Source organism: Janthinobacterium sp. GW822-FHT07H11 (genome assembly GCF_058798615.1).
In genome coordinates, this window is record NZ_CM179507.1 from 511,827 (window position 1) to 531,866 (window position 20,040).

The following is a 20,040-nucleotide window of genomic DNA, read 5'->3' on the forward strand; positions in this document are numbered from 1 at the left end:
GGATTTTTCTATGTAGGGATCAACATGTGTTTGATAGCCGTCGCAAACGGTTGATTCGCTGTTGCGACGAGTTCGTCTTTTAAAAATGCTTTTCCTTCCGCTATTGTGAAATCGCCTGAGGCCACCATTTCCCGGACTTCCCTTGCCTGGTCGATATAACCGGCGATGGCGGTGCGTCGTCTTTCGCGCAAGGCGCCGTTGAGATTAAAGATGCGTATGGTTTCCATTGCACGCCTTTTATCCAAGGCATTCAATCCTTCCCGCACCGCTACACTGCCGTCGCTGACGAACAGGAAAAAGTGCTCGGGGTCTTCCTCGTCCGGTTTGATCAGGTCGGCAACATCGTAAGGAGGCAGCTCATCCTTGAATTTGCCACAGTTGTCCGGTCGATTGCAGGAACCAAAAAGGTTTGTCCAGAGAAAGGTTACCTTCGAATCCTGCCGCTTTTGACGAAAGTGTTCGATATGCCTCTTGTCTGTGCGTAAAGAACCTTCGCAATAGGCGCAGTGCTGGTGCTGCATCTCATTCAGTTTTTCCCATATCTCTTGCTTGTCTTCGAACGTGACGGCGTTCCAATTGTCTCGGCCATGCTGGTAGGTGGACAGGCACGCTGGGGCAGCACCGCGTTGCAGCTTATGCATCACCAGTCTCGCGCAACGGTAGTTTGCGTTTGAAGGCTTGCAGGCGCATCAGGCGATCGCACTCCAGCATTTTTGGATGGTCGGCACCAAAATGCACGTTCAGCTCTGCACGGAGCGCCTTGCCACCAGGCTCGTCATGCAAATTCTGCTGAATTAACGCCATGTAGTGACTGAGTTGGCGAGCCGGCTCGACATCGGGAACGGGATGGATACCCATCACATTGGCCAGTACGTCCGAGCTGGCGACGCCCATGGTTTGTTGCTCGATCGTATTGACCGCCATGCGCTTGCGCCCGCTTTCTTCGTCCCGTTCCCAATCCAGCCGGCGTATGCAGTGCGCGTCGACGCTGCTCAGCACTTGCGGACTGTGGGTGGTCACGATGAACTGGAGATTCGGGAATGCCGTTAGTAAATCGGGCAATACGGTCTGCTGCCACTCCGGGTGCAAATGCATGTCGATTTCATCGATCATGACGATGCCATGCGTCAGCAGGGCCGCCTTGTCGCCATGATGGGTATTGAGTTTGTAGCAGCGGTAGGCAATGTCACCGACGAGCGCCAGCATGTTGCGTATGCCGTCGCTGAGTTGGCTGACCTTGAGCTTGCCCTGATCAGGGTGTTCCAGTACCAGATCGTCGTGTTCGGCGCTATATTCGAGCCAATGCCAGCCCGTATGCGGTTCCAGAATCACATCGATGGCCTGCTGGACGGCGCGTACCGGTGCAAGCAGATCGTCGGCGACCTCCGCGTCGGCACCGAGTTTCTTTTCGAGATTGCGGATCTGTGCATCCCTGAGTGCCTTGAAGACACGCGTGTACCACTGGGCAAAGTCCTTATAGCTTGACGAAGGGGCGAGGCAATCGCGATAGGCCCAGGTGCGGGAAAACGATGCCTGATCCACTTTCTCCGATTTGCCAGCCAGTTTCTTCTGGCTCCACAGCCGGCCCGTGCCGTAATAACCGAGCATCGGCAATTCGTCTGCTTCAACTTGACCATTGGCAAAGACGCGCCTTTCCAGCACCTGCGCATGGCCGTATAGCGCTATTGCATCGGAGAAAGCATTATTTTTTGTTTTGCTGGATCTTTTGACGCTGTCGCGCAAGCGTTTCCCATGCCATTCCAGATCAGTACGATCTGCGTCATGGAGCAACGGCTCAACAGTGCCAAATGACTCAATCACGCAAGGCAGACGCCATTCCATCTGATGCGCTGCCAGTTTTTCGTGCAACACATCGTCGATCTGTATGCCGGTAGTATCGAGCGTCATGCTGCCCAGGTCAAAGCCGGCAAGATACGGCCACAAGGCAATCTTGATGGCATCGAGCAGGGACGATTTGCCCTGACCGTTGAGGGCGACGATGACGGTCAACCGGGGATCGAAAGCGAGCTGCACATTTTCAAAGCAACGGAAATTCTGCAGAGTGATCCGTTCGATTTTCAATGTTGGCTCCAGTGCAGCATAAGTGAATGTCGTCGCGGACAACGCGAAAAGGGCTGACTGAATGTCAACCCTTTGATGATACTACTGTTTTTGCCCGCTGCTTGGCCAGCTCTACGCGTCCGGCAGCACCACGTTGACGTCGAGCACTTCCAGGTTGCCCTGGCGGTCCAGCGAGATCTTGATGTCGTCGGCGTTGACCTTGGTGTACTTGGAAATGACGGCGATCAATTCCTTGTGCAGGGCCGGCAGGAAGTCGGGACCATCGCGTCCGCTGCGTTCACGGGCGATGATGATCTGCAGGCGTTCCTTGGCCGCGGTCGCCGTCTTCGGCTTGGGGGGAAACAGGAAAGAAAGCAAGGCCATATCACTTCGCCCCAAAAATGCGCTGGAGCAACCCAGGCTTTTCATAGTTGGTAAAGCGCAGCTCGACCTCTTCGCCGAGGAAGCGCGAGACCACGTCTTCATACGCTTGCGCCACGTCCGTGCCCTTGAAATGGATGGCCGGATTGCCCTGGTTCGAGGCCGCCAGCACCTGTTCCGATTCGGGGATGATGCCCACCAGCGGGATGCGCAGGATTTCCTGCACGTCCTGGTAGGACAGCATTTCATCCGATTCCACGCGTTTCGGCGAGTAGCGGGTGATCAGCAGGTGTTCCTTGACCGGTTCGCCGCCCGTCTGCGCGCGGCGCGACTTGGCTTGCAGGATGCCCAGGATGCGGTCCGAATCGCGCACCGACGACACTTCCGGATTGGTGACGATGATGGCTTCGTCGGCGAACGTCAGCGCCATCAGCGCGCCGTGCTCGATGCCGGCCGGCGAATCGCAGATGATGAATTCGAAACCCATGTTGATCAGGTCGTTCAACACGCGTTCCACGCCTTCTTCCGACAGGGCATCCTTGTCGCGCGTTTGCGACGCGGGCAGGATGAACAGGTTGTCGCAATGCTTGTCCTTGATCAAGGCCTGGTTCAGGGTGGCCTCTTTATTGATCACATTGATCAGGTCGTAGACGACGCGGCGCTCGCAGCCCATGATCAGGTCGAGGTTGCGCAAGCCCACGTCGAAGTCGAGCACGGCTGTCTTGTGGCCGCGCATGGCCAGGCCAGTGGAGAAACTGGCGCTAGAGGTCGTCTTGCCGACACCGCCCTTGCCGGACGTCACAACAATAATTCTTGCCACAAATAATCCTTTTCAGATATCTCTTTGAATTGTGCAGCTTAAGAGCGGTTCACGGGAGTGACCGGATTGACAGAGTGTATATCGATTCTGTCTCCGGCTAAACGAATTTGCGCGGGTCCGCGTGCCATTTCTGCAGGGAAACCATCCTCAAACGTGCGGTATACGCCGGCGATCGACACCAGTTCCGGCTCCATGGCCAGCGCGAAGATGCGCGCCTGGGCATTGCCCGAGGCGCCGGCCAGTGCGCGGCCATACAGCGAGGAATATACGTGGATGCTGCCGTCGGCGATGATTTCCGCGCCATTGTTGACGACGGCGGTGATGATCAGGTCGCAGCCGCGCGCATAAATGCGCTGGCCGGCCCGCACGGGCGTATCGATCACCATCACTTGCGCTTCGGCGCCCGACTGGGCGGCGGCGGTCGCGGTGTCCTTCGGTCCATCCCTGGGCGGCGCATCGTCGCGTGTCTTGCCGCTGTCGAGGCTCAGGCCCTGCGCCAGGATGGCCTCATGCATCTCGGGCGGCGCATTGCGCACGGCCACGGCATTCAAGCGGTATTTTTTCAGCAGGGCGACCAGGGCCGTCCAGTCGACGGGCGCGCTGCCGGGCGGCAAGGCGGCCACGTCCAGCACGGCCAGGTCGTCTTCGAAAAAGTCCGCCACGCCTCCCGTCATGTCGCGCAAGGCGGCATCGAGTGCCTGCGTATCGGCGCTGTGCACGATGGCGGAGACGGCGACGACAGTGGAAATCTTGATTTCGATAGGCTTCTGCGACGGACTTTTGGACATAAACATTTATCAGAGTGGAACTGCGGCAAGCCATATGTTCCGCACAGCAACAATGGGAGCAGTAAATTTCTTGCATTCTACTGCAAAAAAATCGCCCTCAGTGGCCTGGCGTGCGCTATTCCGCAGGGCAACAGGTAGTTCATGTCAAAAAACAGGGACGGCGCAGCGGAAATCCGGTACGCCGCCCCGAACGCAGCCGAGAATGCGGCCTGGGGTCGCTGTAGCGTCTCAAGCCGCGCGCATCTGCTGCGCCGCCGCCACCATATTTTTCAAGGCCGCTTCCGTTTCCGCCCAGCCACGCGTCTTCAGGCCGCAGTCCGGGTTCACCCATAAATGGGCTGGCGGAATGACGGCGCTGGCCTTTTGCAGCAATTTGACCATGTCGACGGTCGTGGGGATGCGCGGCGAGTGGATGTCGTATACGCCGGGGCCGATTTCGTTCGGATACTGGAACTGGCCAAAGCCCGCCAGCAATTCCATGTCCGAGCGGCTCGTCTCGATCGTGATCACGTCCGCGTCCATGGCGGCGATCTGCGGCAGGATGTCGTTGAATTCCGCATAGCACATGTGCGTGTGGATCTGCGTCGCGTCGCCTGCCACCGAGGCGGCGATGCGGAAGGCGCGCGTGGCCCAGTCCAGGTAGGCATCCCACTGGCCGCGGCGCAGCGGCAAGCCTTCGCGCAGGGCCGGCTCGTCGATCTGGATGATGCCGATGCCGGCCGTTTCCAGGTCTTGCACTTCATCGCGGATGGCCAGCGCGATCTGCAGCGCCGTGGTGGCGCGCGGCTGGTCGTCGCGCACGAACGACCATTGCAGTATCGTGACCGGTCCCGTCAGCATGCCTTTCATCGGCTTGTTCGTCAGGCTTTGCGCGTGCACGGTCCAGGCCACCGTCATGGCGGCGGGGCGCTGCACGTCGCCGTAGATGACGGGCGGCTTGACGCAGCGCGAGCCGTACGATTGCACCCAGCCGTGGCGCGTGAAGATAAAACCGTCCAGTTGCTCGCCGAAATATTCCACCATGTCGTTGCGTTCCGCCTCGCCATGCACGAGCACGTCCAGGCCCAGCGCTTCCTGGCGGCGCACGGCGTCGGCGATTTCGGCGCGCATCTGCTGCTCGTACCCGGCCGCCGCCAAGTCGCCGCGTTTGTAACTGGCGCGGGCGGCGCGGATGGCTGTCGTCTGCGGGAAGGAGCCGATGGTCGTCGTCGGGAAGTCGGGCAGCCGGAAACGCGCGCGCTGCACCGCCTGGCGTTGCGGGAAGCCGGAATCGCGGCGGTCGACGGTGGGCGTGAGCGCCTGCAGGCGCTGCGTGACCGATGCCCGGTGGACGCGGGGGCTGGCGCGCCGCCCTGCGATGGCCAGGCGGGAAACGGCCAGCGCGGTGTTGTCGGGCTGGCCTTCCAGCGCGCCCTTGAGCAGGGACAGTTCCGCCAGCTTTTCCGTGGCAAACGCCAGCCAGGTCTTGATGTCGCCATCGAGCTCCGTTTCGGCTTCCAGGCTGAACGGGGTGTGGAGCAGCGAGCACGACGGCGCCAGCCACAGCTGGCCGTGGCGTTTGGCCGCCAGCGGCCGCAGCACGGCCAGGGCCGCGTCGAGGTCGGTACGCCAGATATTGCGCCCGTCGACGATGCCGACGGACAAGACTTTATGCGCGGGCAGCCAGTCCGTGACGCTGATCAGTTCATGCGGCGCGCGGATGCCGTCCACGTGCAGGCCGGCCACGGGCAGGCGGCAGGTCAGGCTGAGGTTTTCTTCCAGCGGCGAGAAATACGTGGCCAGCAGGATATTGATGCCCACTTGGTTCAGCTGCCAGTAGCTGCTTTCGAAGGCGCTGCGCCAGGCATTGGGCAAGTCCAGGCCCAGGATGGGCTCATCGAGCTGCACCCAGGCCACGCCTTGCCGCTTGAGGCGGTCGAGCACGGCGCCATACACGGACAGCAATTGTTCCAGCAGGGCCAGGCGGTCGAAGCCGGCCGTCTTTTCCTTGCCCAGCCAGAGGAAGGTGAGGGGGCCGATCAGGGCCGCCTTGACCTGGTGGCCGAGCGCCTGCGCCTCGGCCACTTCGTCGAACAGGCGCTCGCACGCGAGCGAGAAGCGCGTCAGCGGCGACAATTCCGGCACCAGGTAATGGTAGTTCGTGTCGAACCATTTGGTCATTTCCAGCGCATGGACGCTGGCCGCGTGTGCATTGTGCCCCTGGTGCGCGTGGCCGTGCGCGCAGCCGGCATGGTCCGCGTGGCTGTCGGCGCCGCGCGCCATGGCGAAATAGCGCGCCAGCGGCGACTGCTCCGCAGCGTAGCGGAAGCGGGCCGGCTCGCAGCCCAGCAATTGAATATGGTTGGCCACCTGGTCGTAGAACGCGAAGTCGCCGACGGTGACGAAGTCGAGGCCCGCCGCCTTTTGCAGCGCCCAGTGGCGCGCGCGCAGTGCCTTGCCGGTTTCTTCCAGTGCCGCCTCGGACACCTCGCCGCGCCAGTGGCGTTCCAGCGCCGATTTCAGCTCGCGTGCGGCGCCGATACGGGGAAAGCCAAGGATATGGGTGTGAATGGTCATGATGTCATCGAGATTTAATGTTGATAGGCTAGAGTGTGCGGCAACTTGATCTATAATCAAAACGAAACGTTTTGCCGAATAACATGAAAATATTTCACGTACAGAGTCCATTTCCCCGATGCTAGAAATCCGCCACCTGCGCACCTTGAGTGCCTTGCGTTCCTCCGGCAGCCTGGTGCGCGCCGCGCAACTGCTGAACCTGACCCAGTCGGCGCTGTCGCACCAGATCCGTTTGCTGGAAGAGCGCTACCAGGCGCCCCTGTTCGAGCGCAAATCGATGCCGATCGCGTTTACGGCCACGGGCAGCCGGCTGCTCGAGCTGGCCGACAAGCTGTTGCCCGAGATCGAACTGGCCGAGCGCGACGTGGCGCGCCTGTCGCAGGGCGACAAGGGGCAGTTGCGCGTGGCGCTCGAGTGCCATACCTGTTTCGACTGGCTCATGCCGGTGATGGATGCGTTCCGCCAGCGCTGGCCGGACGTGGAGATCGACCTGGTGTCGGGTTTTCACAGCGAACCGGCGGACTTGCTGCGTTCGGGCGAGGCGGACCTGGTGATCGGCTCGCCGTATGGCCCCGATTTCACCGTGTTTCCCCTGTTCCGCTTCGAGATGCTGGTGGTGATGGCGCAGAAGCACCGGCTGCAGGCGCAGCGCCGCCTCGTGGCGAGCGACTTTACGGGCGAGACTTTGATCACCTATCCGGTGCCGGAAGAGCGCATCGACCTGATCCGTGAAGTGCTGCGGCCGGCCGGCATCCAGTTTGAACGCCGCACGGCGGAATTGACCGTGGCCGTGCTGCAATTGGTCGCGAGCCGGCGCGGCATCGCCGCCTTGCCGAACTGGGCCATCAAGAATTACGTCGATTACGATTATGTCGTGGCGCGCCCGGTGGGCGAGCATGGCCTGTGGAGCGACCTGTACGTGTCCGTGCCGGACGCTTTGCAGGACAAGGCCTATGTGCGCGACTTCGTCAGCGTGATACGCGAACAGTGCGCGGCCTCGCTCGATGGTATCAAGTTGTTGTCTTGACTAACGTTGAATTGGAAACAAACCAACAGAAAAGCTTGATAAATATCAAGGTTTAGCAATGAACCACCGCTTAGAGTTGAGTACTGTGCGGCGCAACATGGCGCCGCCTTCTATCTGGGGAGGAACTGATGTTTTCATTTTCCGAACAAGTGACCTTGGCTGGCAAGGCCATGTATGAAGCGCAACTGGCCAGCGCGCAAGCGTATGCCCAGGCCGTCTTCGACAGCGGCGCCAGCCTTGTCGAACTGAACCTCGATGCGGCGCGTGCTTCGCTGGCGGCCGCTACGGTAGCGGGCAATCAGCTGCTGTCCGCGAAGGACCCGCAAGAGTTGCTGCAACTGTCGCGCGCGCAATCGCAACTGGCCATCGACCGCATCGGTTCCTATGGACGGCAGGCAAAGGATGTTGCCCAAGAAACCCAGGCAAAATTCTCGACTGTGACAAACGGTGAGTTTGCTGCATCGCGGCAAAAATTTGGCGAGCTATTGCAGGTGGTAAAGCAAACACCGATTCCCCTCGTCATTCCCTTCAATAATTTTCTAAAAACCGCTTTCGGCGGCGCGGATGAAGGGTATGATAAAAATAAAAACACGCATCCTGGAAAGTAGGATGCCCGTGTTGCGGCCCGGCAGCGGCTACCCGCCGCGCCAGGTCGCCTGCCACCACCGCAGGGCATGGCCATCGTTGCCCGCCGCTACGGTGTGGCGCGGTAATTGTGGCAATGTCACACTAGAGAGTGCAACACAGCCTGCTGTGTCTTCCCGGATTCATCAACACCTTGGCCGTCATGGCCAGCATATCGGAGAAATAAATGGATGATGTCGTAATCGTGGCCGCCGGCCGTACCGCAGTCGGCAAATTCGGTGGCAGCCTGGCCAAGATTCCTGCGTCCGAACTGGGCGCGCATGTAATCAAGGGCTTGCTGGCACAAACCGGCATCGACCCCAACCTGATCGGCGAAGCGATCCTGGGCCAGGTGCTGACGGCCGCCGTCGGCCAGAACGCCGCGCGCCAGGCCGTCATCAAGGCTGGCCTGCCCAGCGCCATCCCGGCATTCACCATCAACAAGGTGTGCGGCAGCGGCCTGAAGGCCACGCACCTGGCGGCGCAGGCGATCAAGTGCGGCGACGCCAACATCATCATCGCCGGCGGCCAGGAAAACATGAGCGCTTCGCCGCACGCGATGAACGGCTCGCGCGACGGCTTCCGCATGGGCGACTTCAAGATGATCGACACCATGATCGTCGACGGCCTGTGGGACGTGTACAACCAGTACCACATGGGCATCACGGCGGAAAACGTCGCCAAGAAATACGAAGTGACGCGCGCCGAGCAGGACGAGTTCGCGCTGCAGTCGCAGCTGAAGGCGGAAGCGGCGCAAAAGGCGGGCAAGTTCAAGGATGAAATCCTGCCGCTGGAAATCGCCAACAAGAAGGGCACCGTGGTCTTCGACAGCGACGAATACATCAAGCCCGGTTCGACCCTGGAATCGCTGTCCGGCCTGCGCCCCGCGTTCGCCAAGGACGGCACCGTCACGGCCGGCAACGCCTCGGGCCTGAACGACGGCGCCGCCGCCGTCATCATGATGTCGGCCTCGCAGGCGAAGGAACTGGGCCTGAAGCCGCTGGCGCGCATCAAGGCCTACGCCTCGTCGGGCCTGGACCCGGCCGTCATGGGCATGGGGCCCGTCTCGGCCTCGCGCCTGTGCCTGAAAAAGGCCGGCTGGACGCATGAAGAACTGGACCTGATGGAAATCAACGAAGCGTTTGCCGCGCAAGCGATCGCCGTCAACAAGGAAATGGGCTGGGATACCAGCAAGATCAACGTGAACGGCGGCGCGATTGCCATCGGCCACCCGATCGGCGCGTCCGGTGCGCGCATCCTGGTCACCCTGATCCACGAAATGATACGCCGCGACGCCAAGAAAGGCCTGGCCGCCTTGTGCATCGGCGGCGGCATGGGCGTTGCTCTGGCGATCGAACGCGACTAAGTAGCTGGCACCGCCCCCAAGCTACTGCGCGGCGCGCTTTGCGGCCTGCGATGCTCACCGTGTTGAAACACGGTTGCGCTTCTTAGCCACAAATCATCGCCGCTCGCTACGCTTGGGGACGGTGCGGTTTGCCGCCGTGATGCAACGGTTGTGGACTGCCTTACCTAATTAATTAACTTTTTAGCAATAAAATGACACTGAGGGGATGAAAATGGCAAGAGTTGCATTGGTAACTGGTGGCATGGGCGGTCTGGGCGAAGCGGTGTGTTTCAAGCTGGCGGCGCTCGGCTATCGCGTGGTCACGACCTATTCTCCAGGCAATCCGAAGGTCGCGGAATGGCTGGCGACGACCAAGGACATGGGCTATGACTTCAAGGCCTATCCGTGCGACGTGGCCGACTACGATTCGGCTGCCGCCTGCGTGGCTGCCGTGGAAGCGGAAATCGGTCCCGTCGACGTGCTGGTGAACAACGCCGGCATCACGCGCGACATGACGTTCAAGAAGATGGACAAGACCAACTGGGATGCGGTGATGAGCACCAACCTCGATTCCGTCTTCAACATGACCAAGCCCGTCTGCGACGGCATGGTGGAGCGCGGCTGGGGCCGCATCATCAATATCTCGTCCGTGAATGGCCAGAAGGGCGCTTTCGGCCAGACCAACTATGCGGCGGCGAAGGCCGGCATGCACGGCTTCACCAAGTCGCTGGCGCTGGAAGTGGCGCGCAAGAACGTCACCGTCAACACCATCTCGCCCGGCTACATCGGCACCAAGATGGTCATGGCGATTCCGCAGGAAGTGCTCGACAGCAAAATCATCCCGCAAATTCCGATGGCGCGCCTGGGCAAGCCGGAAGAAGTGGCCGGCCTGGTGGCCTACCTGGCATCCGATGAGGCAGCGTTCGTCACGGGCGCGAATATCTCGATCAACGGCGGCCAGCACATGTCGTAATCGGTATTGAGGTACAACAAAAAAAGACAGCTGCGGCTGTCTTTTTTTATGTTTGCCAGCAAAACGGGACAAGCGCGTGCTTTGCCTTAAAATCAGCATTTCTTCACCGCATCATTCTCCATGCCCCTTGTTCCCGCCTTGCGCCGCGCCAGCGTGGCCGCCATCCTTTTCCTGGGCATCAACGCGGCCCAGGCCGGCGCCGCGTTCCACGTCACGGTGACTACCGAACGCGTCAACCAGCCCGGCGTGAAAACCAGCTTGCCCGCGCGCGTGACGCAGGACAGCGACGTGGTGCTGGGCCCGCATTACCTGAGCGTGCGCGATGGCAAGAGTTTGTCCGTGTTTGACTTTGCCACGCGCCGCCGCCACGCGGTCGATATGGCGGCGTCCACCTACGACACGTATTCGCTGTTCGACGTGGCGGGTTTTCGCCGTTTCGAGATAGAACACCGCAAGGGCATGGCCGGCGCGCTCCAGGCTGGCGGCTTGCAGGCTCACGTCACGCCGCTCGTGTACGAGGAGCAATCGCTGTCCGTGCCGGCGGCCAGGCGGCGCAATGCGCTGCTGCCCCAGGTGCTCGACGGTGCCGTACTGTGGTCGCTCGATGAGCAGCCCTTGCTGCGCCTGGGAATAGCCGGCAGCCCCGTCAGCGGCGACGATGCCGTGGCGTTTGCCCAGTACTTGCGCTACACCTGGGGCGGCCACCCGCTGGTGCTGACGATGCTGGCCGGCGGCAAGCGCATTCCCGCCGCATTCACCTTGCACTACCAGGAGGTGGGCGGCGCGGTGATGCGCCATTTCCGCATCAGCGCCATGACGGCTGGCGCACCGGTCACCTATACCTTGTCCGCGTACCGGCCCCGCCCGCTGGCGGCCGATGCGCCGGTGCTCGAAAGAGTGCTGGCGCAGGCGGCGCGGCTGCCGCCGCTGGGACCCCAGTCGCATCTGGCGCTGCGCGCCGAAGCGGAGCGCCTGTTTGCGGCAGAACAACAGTTTGACGCTTTTTTGACCATGCTGGAAGACCATTTTTCCACGGGCGCGCTGGTCGAAAAACTCACGCCCCGGCAGCAACTGGCCATGCAGGAATGCCAGCCCATCCACGATTTGACGCGGGGATTGCTGGCCAGGGACAAGGAGGGTATCGCGGCCGCGCTGGCCAGCGTGCAGGAATTGAGAAAGCAAACGGGGATGGATCAGCCCGTCTTGGCCTTGTTCGAGGGGAATTTGCGCGCCAAGCTGGGGCAATGGCCGCAGGCGACGGCCTTGTACCTGCAAGTGCTGCAGGCAAAACCGCAGATGGCGGCCGTGTACCAGGACCTGGGCGACGCCTTGCTGGCGCAGTTCGATGCGCCGAACGCCTGGCGCAGCTGGGATGCGGGCCGGGCCATGGCGCCGGCCCTGCGGCAATTTCGCAAGGTCAACGATTTGGAGCGTAGCCTGTTGCACGACTATCCCGCCTTCTTTGCCGGCGGGTCGCCGCTTGCGCCTGAAGTTCAGCCCAGCACCAGCCGCCCGGCCAGCAAGACGAAGACGGTGGGCAGCACGAACTTGCCGTAAGGCGAGGGTTTGCCGCGCAGGCGGCGCGCCAGGCGTGCGGCCAGTACGGCGTACAGGGCATCGAACAGCAACCCCACCAGCACTAGGACGGCGCCCAGACGCAGGTATTGCATGCCGACCTGCTCGCTGCCGACGACGAATTGCGGCAGGAACATGCTGCAAAACAGCAGTGCCTTCGGATTGAGCAGATTCGTCAGGAAGCCGCGCACCAGGCTGGCGCGGGCGCCGTGCGCCGTGGCGGGGGCGGCTTCTTCCTGCGCCGTTTTTGTCGACAGGGCCGATTGCAGCAGGCGCAGCGCCAGGTACAGCAGGTAGGCGGCGCCCGCCCATTTGACCCATTGCAAGGCTTGCGGATGCGTCACCATCAGCGCCGCCAGGCCCGCGCCCGACAGCGCCACGTGCACGGCGCGCGCGCCGGCGATGCCCAGCGCCGTCACCAGCGCCGTGGCCACGCCGCGCGCGGCGCCCGTCGCCAGCACCAGCGCCATGTCGGGGCCCGGCAATAAAAAGGCGCCGGCCAGTGCCAGCAGGTACATCAGGAAGGTAGAATCGGACATGGCGCGGCTCGGTAACGGCTAAGAATGAGGGCGGGAGCAACGGCCATTTGCCGCATGCTCGCCGCAGCCCTATTATGTTCTTGCTGTGGTGAAATGTGCTTGCTTTTCCTGCTCCCTATGCCCTAGTATTCGGGTAGATTCCACTCGTATAAAAACAAAAATTAGATGAAAATTTCAGATGTCAGCCTCGATGCCACCGATTTGCAGATACTCAGGCTGTTGCAGGATGAAGGACGGCTGTCGAATGCGCGCCTGGCCGAGCGCCTGAAGCTCAGTGAAACGCCCGTCTGGCGCCGCTTGCGCCGCCTGGAAGAGGAAGGTTTCATTACCGGCTACCAGGCTTTGCTCAACCGTAAGAAGCTGGGCATCGGCTTGGTCGCCTTCGTGCGGGTCGTGTTTGCCAACCATGGCGGCGAGCAGCCGTCGCAGTTCGAGCAGGCCATCGCGACCATTCCCGAGATCTTGTCCTGCCACAATGTGGCGGGCGAGGCCGATTATTTCCTGCAAGTGGTGGCGCGCGACCTGGAAGCGTATGGCGAATTCGTCTCGACCGTGCTGCGCCGCCTGCCGGGCGTGGCGGAAATCCAGTCCAGCCTGTCGATGCGCGAGATCAAGTCGTCGAACCGCCTGCCCCTGCTGCTGGCCTGAGCCGGCGGGGGCGCACTATAATTGGAGCAGTTGCCAGGAATCGTGCCTGGCGCCCTGACCGCCATTCCAAGGACCGCCATGCCCGATTCTTTATCCCCCCTGTTTCCTGCCCTGTCGCCGAACCGGCACGGCATGCTGGCGGTCGATGACCTCCACACCATTTATTGGGAAGAATGCGGCAACCCCGACGGCATCCCCGTGCTGTTCCTGCATGGCGGCCCCGGCGCCGGCCTGTCGCCGCAGCACCGCCGCTTTTTTGACCCGCAGCGCTACCGCGTGATCCTGTTCGACCAGCGCGGCGCCGGCAAGTCCACGCCGCTGGGCGAGTGGCGCAACAACACGACGCAGCTGCTGATCGACGACATCGAAACGCTGCGCGCCCGGTTCGGCATCGCCCAATGGCTGGTGTTTGGCGGCTCCTGGGGCTCGACCCTGGCGCTGGCGTATGGCCAGGCGCATCCGGAGGCTTGCCTCGGCTTCGTGCTGCGTGGCATCTTTTTGTGCACGCAGGCGGAAATCGACTGGTTCATCGACGGCGTGCGCTGGTTTTATCCGGACCTGCACGAGCAATTCGCCGCGCCGATTCCGGCAGACGAACGGGGCGACCTGCTGGCGGCCTACGTGAAACGCATCCTCAGCAGCGACCCGGCCGTGTACTGGCCGGCCGCGCGCGCCTGGAGCCGCTTCGAGGGCCGCCGCGTCTACCTGATGCCGCAACCGGAAGATGCGCCCAACGATGCGCTGGACCTGGGCGTGGGCCGGCTCGAATCGCATTACATGGCCAACCTGGGCTTCATGGAAGAAGACCAGCTGATCCGCAACATGGGCCGCATCGCGCATTTGCCTGCCGTCATCGTGCAGGGACGCTATGACGCCATCTGTCCGCCGCTGTCGGCCTACCGCCTGCACCAGGCCTGGCCCGGTTCCCAGCTGGAAATGATTCCCGACGCGGGCCATGGCGCGCTCGAGCACGGCATCGCTTCGGCGCTGGTGCGCGCCACCGAGCGCTTCGTACCGGGGCGCGGCTTCGCATGACGGTCAATCCGGCCGGGTGGCAAAGCGGCCAGCCTGCGGGCGCCACCTGCTACACTATCGCCTGTGCTGGCGCCAAGGTCGGGCGCCGGTGTGAACCCACGAATTTTTAACCATGAACATACAGATCGGCGACATCGGCCATATCATCCAGCTGGCCATTGCGCCGGTTTTCCTGCTGACCGGTATCGGCACCATGCTGGTGGTGCTGACCAACCGCCTGGGCCGCATCATCGACCGCACGCGCGTGCTGGAAGACCGGCTCGACATCGGCTACAACGATTTCTACATGGATGAGCTAGATACCTTGTATAAGCGTACTCATCTGATCAATTATTCGATTTCCCTCAGCACGGCATGCGGTTTCTTCGTCTGCGTCATCATCGCCATGCTGTTTTTGGGCGATATTCTGAACCTGACCCTCGATAAATACATCGCCGTGTTCTTCGTGCTGGCGGTGATTTGCCTGATCGGCTGTTTCACCTATCTGCTGCGCGAGATCTACCTGGCCGCGACGGCCCAGCGCATCCGGCGCCACATCCGCCCGCCCCGCTAGGCAGGGCACGCCGGTTTTACCTACTATTAAGAACGAGTCAAGCATGCACGATTACAAACGCCCCCCCACCCTGCACCGCTACGGCCAGCGCAGCGAACTCGAATTGGCGCTGAGCCTGGGCCAGTTCCGCCTCACGCCGGCGGGCAATTGTTTGACCCTGAGCTTTTCGCAAGTGTGGGACAAGCAGCTGTTCGAGCTGTTCGCTCCGGCCGACAGTTGCCTGATCATCCACAATACGGAAGAATTCGGCGAACGCCTGCACCGTGCCGTGCAGCGCACCTTGCCCAGCTGGGCCGGCATCGACGGCGTCGTCGAATATGGCCAGCGCGCCGCCCTGGGCGCCGCCTTCACCAAGACGCGCGCCGAAGCGCCCGAGCAGGAATGGCTGTTCGCCTGGCGCTCGATGCAGCCGCAGGCCAGCCTGAACCCCGTCACCGTGAAACTGGGCAGCCTGGAAAACTTCGCGGAACTGCGCGACCGCGACACGTATCTGGCGTAACGCCCGGCGCGGGTGCCTAGCCCGATTTTTCATGGCGCTGGCTGTCGATGCGCGCCAGCACGGCCGCCATCATGCGCTCGATATCGCCGCGTATCATGGTCGTGCCCAGCATGCCGGGCACATAGAAGCCCGGCATCAGCCGGCTGGAAAAGACGATGCGCGTGCCGCCCGTCTCGGGCACGGGATACAGATTCCAGCGCGATTCGTAATGCCGCATGTCGCCCGAGATCAGGGCGATGTCGATGGCTGTAAATGGCGTTTCCGTGGCCCGCACCACCAGCTGGATGGGGTGCTGCATGAACAGGAAGCGCGCCACGCCCTGCTGCTCGATGATGACTTCATTGCCGTTGCGCGACAGCACGCGGCAGGAACTGAGGTCGGGCACGAATTCGCTCATGCGCTCGTACGTCGTCAGGGTTTTCCACACGGACGCCAGCGGCGCCTGCACGCTGCCGCTGGCATCGACTTCATACATGCGCTGCCCGTCGACCTCGATGCGCTTGACGTCGACCTTCAGCCTGTCCAGGCGTGGCGCCTGCGCCTGCGCCAGCGCGGTAGCGGGGACGGCGCACAGCATCAGCAGGCAGAGGAAGAGTCGCGTCATGCAGGCTAGCCTACGGGAAAGTACCGCCCGGCACAAGCTGCGCGTGCCACCCTTGGCGGCGCCGACGCGGTTTTAGAACTCCCGGTCTAGAGAAAGTCGCTGCGGCGAGCGGCAATGCTTGCTACCGTACGGCCTGCAACCACCTACCGGACCGATCACCATGACTGCCTATCCCCATCTGCTGGCCCCGCTCGACCTGGGTTTTACCTCCTTGCGCAACCGCGTCATCATGGGTTCCATGCATACGGGCCTGGAAGACCGTTTTTATCATTATGGCAAGCTTGCCGCGTTTTACCGCGAACGGGCACGGGGCGGCGTGGGCCTGATCGTCACGGGCGGCATCTCGCCGAACCGGCAAGGCTGGCTGCTGCCGTTCGGCGGCACCCTCAATTTCCTCGGCGACGTGCCCAACCACCGCAAGGTGACGCGCGCCGTGCACGAGGAGGGCGGCAAGATCGTCATGCAGATCCTGCATGCGGGCCGCTATGGTTATCAACCGTTCGTCGTCTCGGCGTCGGCGAAAAAATCGCCGATTTCGCCGTTCCGCCCGCGTCCCCTGACGCAACGGGGCATAGAGCGCACCATCTGCGACTACGTGCGCTGCGCGCGCCTGGCGCAAAAGGCCGGCTACGACGGCATCGAAGTGATGGGCAGCGAAGGCTATCTGCTGAACCAGTTCCTGTGCGCGCGCACCAACCTGCGCCAGGACCGCTGGGGCGGCAGCATCGGGAACCGCATGCGCCTGCCCGTGGAGATCGTGCGCCGCATCCGCGCCGCCGTCGGCCCCAACTTCATCATCATGTACCGCCATTCGCTGCTCGACCTGGTCGAGGGCGGCAATACCTGGGACGATGTGGTGACGGTGGCCAAGGCCCTGGAACAGGCCGGCGTGACCATTCTCAATACCGGCTTCGGCTGGCATGAGGCGCGGGTGCCCACCATCGTCACCTCGGTGCCGCGCGCCGCGTTTGCCAGCGTGGCGGGCCGGCTGCGCCGCGAAGTGACGATTCCCGTGGTGGCGTCGAACCGCATCAACATGCCGCACGAGGCCAACGCCATCCTGGAACGGGGCGACTGCGACCTGGTGTCGATGGCGCGCCCTTTCCTGGCCGACCCTGACTTTGTCGCCAAGGCGGCCGCGGGCCGCGCCGACGAAATCAACACCTGCATCGGCTGCAACCAGGCTTGCCTCGACCACACGTTTGCCAACAAGCGCGCCAGCTGCCTGGTCAATCCGCGCGCCTGTCATGAAACGGAACTCGTGTATGCGAAAAAAGCCGTGCCGCGCCGGGTGGCCGTCGTCGGCGCCGGGCCTGCCGGCCTGTCGGCCGCCACCGTGGCGGCCGAATGCGGGCACGAGGTGACGCTGTTCGACAGCAGCGACAGCGTGGGCGGCCAGTTCAAGGTGGCCATGCAGATACCGGGCAAGGAAGAATTTACGGAAACCATCCGTTATTTTGCCCGCCGCATCGCCTTGTCGAATATCAAGCTGCGCCTGGGCCAGCGCGTCACGCGCGAGCAGTTGCTGGCCGGCGGCTACGACGACGTCATCATCGCCACCGGCATCAAGGTGCGCCTGCCGGCCATTCCCGGCATCGACCATCCGACAGTGCTGTCCTACCTGGACGTGCTGCAAGCCAGGAAGCCCGTGGGCGCGCGCGTGGCCATCATCGGCGCGGGCGGCATCGGCTTCGACGTGGGCGAGTATCTGCTGCACGACCCGGCGCACCCGCTGCCCCAGCCCGTGGCGACGTGGGCGGGCGAGTGGGGCGTGGACTTGAACGCGGCGACGGGCGGCGGCCTGGTGCCACCCGTGGCACCCACGCCCGTGCGGCAGATTTTCTTGTTGCAGCGCAAGACGTCGAAAGTGGGCGCGGGCCTGGGCAAGACCTCGGGCTGGGTGCACCGCGCGGCGCTGGCGAGAAATGGCGTGGCCATGCTGGCCGGCGTCAGCTACGACAAGATCGACGGGCAGGGCCTGCACATCACCGTGGGCGGCGAGCAGCGCCTGCTGGCGGTGGACAACGTGATCATCTGCGCCGGCCAGGACAGCTTGACGGAGCTCATGCCTCCGGTCGGCAACGATGGCAAGCCGCTGGTGGCAGGCGGCCCGCGTTTCCATAAAATCGGCGGCGCCGCGCTGGCGGCGGAGCTCGACGCCAAGCGGGCGATACGGGAAGGCGCGGAACTGGCCGCAAGTTTATAAAAAGAAAGCCTGCCGGCTGGGTAGCGGGCAGGCTTGCTGTGCGGGAAGGGCGCTGGCGCTGGATTAATGCCCGCCATGCCCCTTCTTCGCCGCATCAAAACTCTGCAGCACGTGCTCGGCCATGCCATTGGCCAGTTCGTGCTCGCCGATGAACACCTTGCCCGCGTTTTCCGCGCGCAGCAATTCCGCCTCTTCCTCGCTGTGCGTGCGCACCACCGTCATGATGGACGGGTTCAGCGCGCGCGCCGTTTCGATCATGGCGCGCACGTGGAAGGTATCGGGCGTGGCGATGACGAGCATGGTGGCGTGCGTGATGTGCGCCTGGATCAGCACGGCCGGTTCGCCCGCATTGCCGGCCACGGCCGGAATGCCCTGCTTGCGCAGCTGGTCGACGATCTCGCGGTTTTCCTCGGCCACGACAAAATGGATGCCCCGTTCCATCAGGGCGGCGGCGATGCGCCGGCCCACGCGGCCGTAGCCGACCAGCACGATCTGGCCCGACAGCTTTTCCTGCGGCACCGTCATCGGCAGTTCGGCCAGCGGGTCCGTCGTGCGTTCGAACTTGCGCGCGAAATCGCTGTTGCCGATCACGCGCAGCAGCGGCTTGGCCATGCTGAACACGAGCGGGTTCAAGGCGATCGACAGGATGGCGCCGGCCAGGATCAGGCTTTGCCCTTCCTGCGGCATCAGGCCCAGGGACAGGCCCAGCGCGGCCAGGATGAACGAGAATTCGCCGATCTGCGCCAGGCTGGCCGAGACGATGATGGCCGTCTTTGGCGGGTAGCGCAGGGCCATGACGAGCAAGAAGGCGGCGATGGACTTGCCGAAGATAATGATGGCGCACACGGCCAGCACCTGCAGCGGCTTGTCGATGAGGATGGTCGGCTCGAACAGCATGCCGACGGAGACGAAGAACAGCACGGCGAAGGCGTCGCGCAGGGGCAGGGATTCTTCCGCGGCGCGGTGGCTCAGTTCGGATTCGCGCAGCACCATGCCGGCGAAGAAGGCGCCCAGCGCGAACGACACGCCGAACAGCTTGGTCGAGGCGTAGGCGATGCCGACGGCGGCGGCGATCACGCACAGCGTAAACAGTTCGCGCGAACCGGTGCGCGCCACCTGCCACAAAATCCATGGGAACAATTTACGGCCCACCACCAGCATGAAGACGATGAAGCCGGCCACTTGCCCCAGAGTAATGGCCAGGGTTTGCCACAGGCTGGCCGCCTCGGCGCCCGGCGCGACCTTGCCGCCCAGCACACCGGCAAACGCCGGCAGCAGCACCAGCACCAATACGGTGACGAGGTCTTCCACCACCAGCCAGCCGACGGCGATGCGGCCATTGAGCGAGTCGAGGATGCCCCGTTCTTCCAGCGCGCGCAGCAGCACCACGGTACTGGCCACGGACAGCGCCAGGCCAAAGACCAGTCCGCCGCCGAGGCTCCAGCCCCACCAGTGGGCCAGGCCCATGCCCATGGCCGTGGCGACGCCGATCTGCAGGATGGCGCCGGGCAGCGCGATCTTGCGCACGTCCCACAAATCTTCGATGGAAAAGTGCAGACCGACACCGAACATCATCAGCATCACTCCGATCTCCGCCAATTGCCCGGCTATTTCCGCATCCGCCACAAAACCGGGCGTGGCCGGTCCGATGATGATGCCGGCGGCCAGATAGCCGACCAGGGCCGGCAGTTTCAGGCGCGCGGCGATGAAGCCGAAGATGAGGCCGAACCCGAGGGCGGCGGCGATGGTGGTGATCAGACTGATGTCATGGGGCATGCGTGGTGGGTTCCTTATGGGGACGTGCGG

At 62.9% G+C, this 20,040-nt stretch carries 19 protein-coding genes; 10 read left to right on the forward strand and 9 right to left on the reverse strand.

Features of this window, described 5'->3' with window-relative positions; translation table 11 throughout:
- Positions 1 to 8 precede the first annotated feature (8 nt).
- The 6 genes from ptuB to metE form a co-directional block, all read right to left on the reverse strand.
- Positions 9 to 641 carry a retron Ec78 anti-phage system effector HNH endonuclease PtuB gene (gene ptuB / locus AC3RCJ_RS02265; protein ID WP_492957747.1) on the reverse strand — a complete coding sequence of 211 codons (633 nt, stop codon included), beginning with the start codon at positions 639 to 641 and terminating at the stop codon, positions 9 to 11.
- Positions 634 to 2,082, reverse strand: a complete 1,449-nt coding sequence (locus AC3RCJ_RS02270) for an AAA family ATPase (RefSeq protein ID WP_492957749.1) — start codon at positions 2,080 to 2,082, stop codon at positions 634 to 636. The genes ptuB and AC3RCJ_RS02270 overlap by 8 nt, the downstream gene beginning before the upstream one ends.
- Before the next feature lie 111 nt (positions 2,083 to 2,193).
- A complete protein-coding gene (minE, locus tag AC3RCJ_RS02275; protein WP_034752886.1) occupies positions 2,194 to 2,445 on the reverse strand; it encodes a cell division topological specificity factor MinE in 252 nt (83 codons plus the stop codon).
- A gap of 1 nt (position 2,446) precedes the next feature.
- Positions 2,447 to 3,262, reverse strand: coding sequence for a septum site-determining protein MinD (gene minD, locus AC3RCJ_RS02280; RefSeq protein WP_010393629.1), 816 nt, complete (start codon positions 3,260 to 3,262; stop codon positions 2,447 to 2,449).
- A gap of 38 nt (positions 3,263 to 3,300) precedes the next feature.
- The gene (gene minC / locus AC3RCJ_RS02285; RefSeq protein ID WP_492957752.1) at positions 3,301 to 4,050 is read right to left on the reverse strand and encodes a septum site-determining protein MinC; all 750 of its coding nucleotides are present in this window, start codon (positions 4,048 to 4,050) and stop codon (positions 3,301 to 3,303) included.
- 228 nt (positions 4,051 to 4,278) lie between these two features.
- Positions 4,279 to 6,606 (reverse strand): 5-methyltetrahydropteroyltriglutamate--homocysteine S-methyltransferase, encoded by a 2,328-nt coding sequence (metE, locus tag AC3RCJ_RS02290; protein ID WP_492957754.1) that lies wholly within the window; start codon positions 6,604 to 6,606, stop codon positions 4,279 to 4,281.
- A gap of 118 nt (positions 6,607 to 6,724) precedes the next feature.
- On the opposite strand from metE, the gene AC3RCJ_RS02295 reads away from it, so the two are divergent.
- From AC3RCJ_RS02295 to AC3RCJ_RS02315, 5 genes are all read left to right on the forward strand, one after another.
- Positions 6,725 to 7,633 carry a LysR family transcriptional regulator gene (locus AC3RCJ_RS02295; RefSeq protein ID WP_492957756.1) on the forward strand — a complete coding sequence of 303 codons (909 nt, stop codon included), beginning with the start codon at positions 6,725 to 6,727 and terminating at the stop codon, positions 7,631 to 7,633.
- 128 nt (positions 7,634 to 7,761) lie between these two features.
- The gene (locus AC3RCJ_RS02300) at positions 7,762 to 8,241 is read left to right on the forward strand and encodes a phasin family protein (RefSeq protein WP_492957758.1); all 480 of its coding nucleotides are present in this window, start codon (positions 7,762 to 7,764) and stop codon (positions 8,239 to 8,241) included.
- A 203-nt stretch (positions 8,242 to 8,444) separates the two neighbouring features.
- On the forward strand, positions 8,445 to 9,623 hold the full coding sequence (locus AC3RCJ_RS02305; protein WP_099401162.1) for an acetyl-CoA C-acetyltransferase: 1,179 nt from the start codon (positions 8,445 to 8,447) through the stop codon (positions 9,621 to 9,623).
- Between the two features lie 211 nt (positions 9,624 to 9,834).
- Positions 9,835 to 10,575 (forward strand): acetoacetyl-CoA reductase, encoded by a 741-nt coding sequence (phbB, locus tag AC3RCJ_RS02310; RefSeq protein ID WP_086137253.1) that lies wholly within the window; start codon positions 9,835 to 9,837, stop codon positions 10,573 to 10,575.
- Between the two features lie 120 nt (positions 10,576 to 10,695).
- The gene (locus AC3RCJ_RS02315; protein WP_492957760.1) at positions 10,696 to 12,132 is read left to right on the forward strand and encodes a hypothetical protein; all 1,437 of its coding nucleotides are present in this window, start codon (positions 10,696 to 10,698) and stop codon (positions 12,130 to 12,132) included.
- Here AC3RCJ_RS02315 and AC3RCJ_RS02320 read toward each other — a convergent pair.
- Positions 12,069 to 12,689, reverse strand: a complete 621-nt coding sequence (locus tag AC3RCJ_RS02320; protein ID WP_492957762.1) for a LysE family translocator — start codon at positions 12,687 to 12,689, stop codon at positions 12,069 to 12,071. The genes AC3RCJ_RS02315 and AC3RCJ_RS02320 overlap by 64 nt on opposite strands.
- A 165-nt stretch (positions 12,690 to 12,854) precedes the next feature.
- Here AC3RCJ_RS02320 and AC3RCJ_RS02325 point away from each other — a divergent pair, with 165 nt between their 5' ends.
- From AC3RCJ_RS02325 to AC3RCJ_RS02340, 4 genes are all read left to right on the forward strand, one after another.
- Complete coding sequence (locus AC3RCJ_RS02325) at positions 12,855 to 13,337, forward strand: Lrp/AsnC family transcriptional regulator (RefSeq protein ID WP_492957764.1); 483 nt, start codon at positions 12,855 to 12,857, stop codon at positions 13,335 to 13,337.
- A gap of 78 nt (positions 13,338 to 13,415) precedes the next feature.
- Entirely contained in the window at positions 13,416 to 14,372 is a 957-nt protein-coding gene (gene pip, locus AC3RCJ_RS02330; RefSeq protein ID WP_492957766.1) for a prolyl aminopeptidase, read from the forward strand.
- A gap of 112 nt (positions 14,373 to 14,484) precedes the next feature.
- Positions 14,485 to 14,925: a DUF2721 domain-containing protein gene (locus tag AC3RCJ_RS02335; RefSeq protein WP_492957768.1), complete on the forward strand. Its 441-nt coding sequence runs from the start codon at positions 14,485 to 14,487 to the stop codon at positions 14,923 to 14,925.
- A gap of 43 nt (positions 14,926 to 14,968) precedes the next feature.
- A complete protein-coding gene (locus AC3RCJ_RS02340) occupies positions 14,969 to 15,424 on the forward strand; it encodes a hypothetical protein (RefSeq protein WP_492957770.1) in 456 nt (151 codons plus the stop codon).
- A 16-nt stretch (positions 15,425 to 15,440) separates the two neighbouring features.
- Here AC3RCJ_RS02340 and AC3RCJ_RS02345 read toward each other — a convergent pair whose 3' ends face one another.
- The gene (locus AC3RCJ_RS02345; protein ID WP_492957772.1) at positions 15,441 to 16,028 is read right to left on the reverse strand and encodes an SRPBCC family protein; all 588 of its coding nucleotides are present in this window, start codon (positions 16,026 to 16,028) and stop codon (positions 15,441 to 15,443) included.
- 160 nt (positions 16,029 to 16,188) lie between these two features.
- On the opposite strand from AC3RCJ_RS02345, the gene AC3RCJ_RS02350 reads away from it, so the two are divergent.
- On the forward strand, positions 16,189 to 18,234 hold the full coding sequence (locus tag AC3RCJ_RS02350; protein WP_492957774.1) for a 2,4-dienoyl-CoA reductase FMN-binding domain-containing protein: 2,046 nt from the start codon (positions 16,189 to 16,191) through the stop codon (positions 18,232 to 18,234).
- Positions 18,235 to 18,297: 63 nt separating this feature from the next.
- Here the strand turns inward: AC3RCJ_RS02350 and AC3RCJ_RS02355 are convergent, their stop codons facing one another.
- The gene (locus AC3RCJ_RS02355) at positions 18,298 to 20,010 is read right to left on the reverse strand and encodes a cation:proton antiporter domain-containing protein (RefSeq protein WP_492957776.1); all 1,713 of its coding nucleotides are present in this window, start codon (positions 20,008 to 20,010) and stop codon (positions 18,298 to 18,300) included.
- Positions 20,011 to 20,040 lie beyond the last annotated feature (30 nt).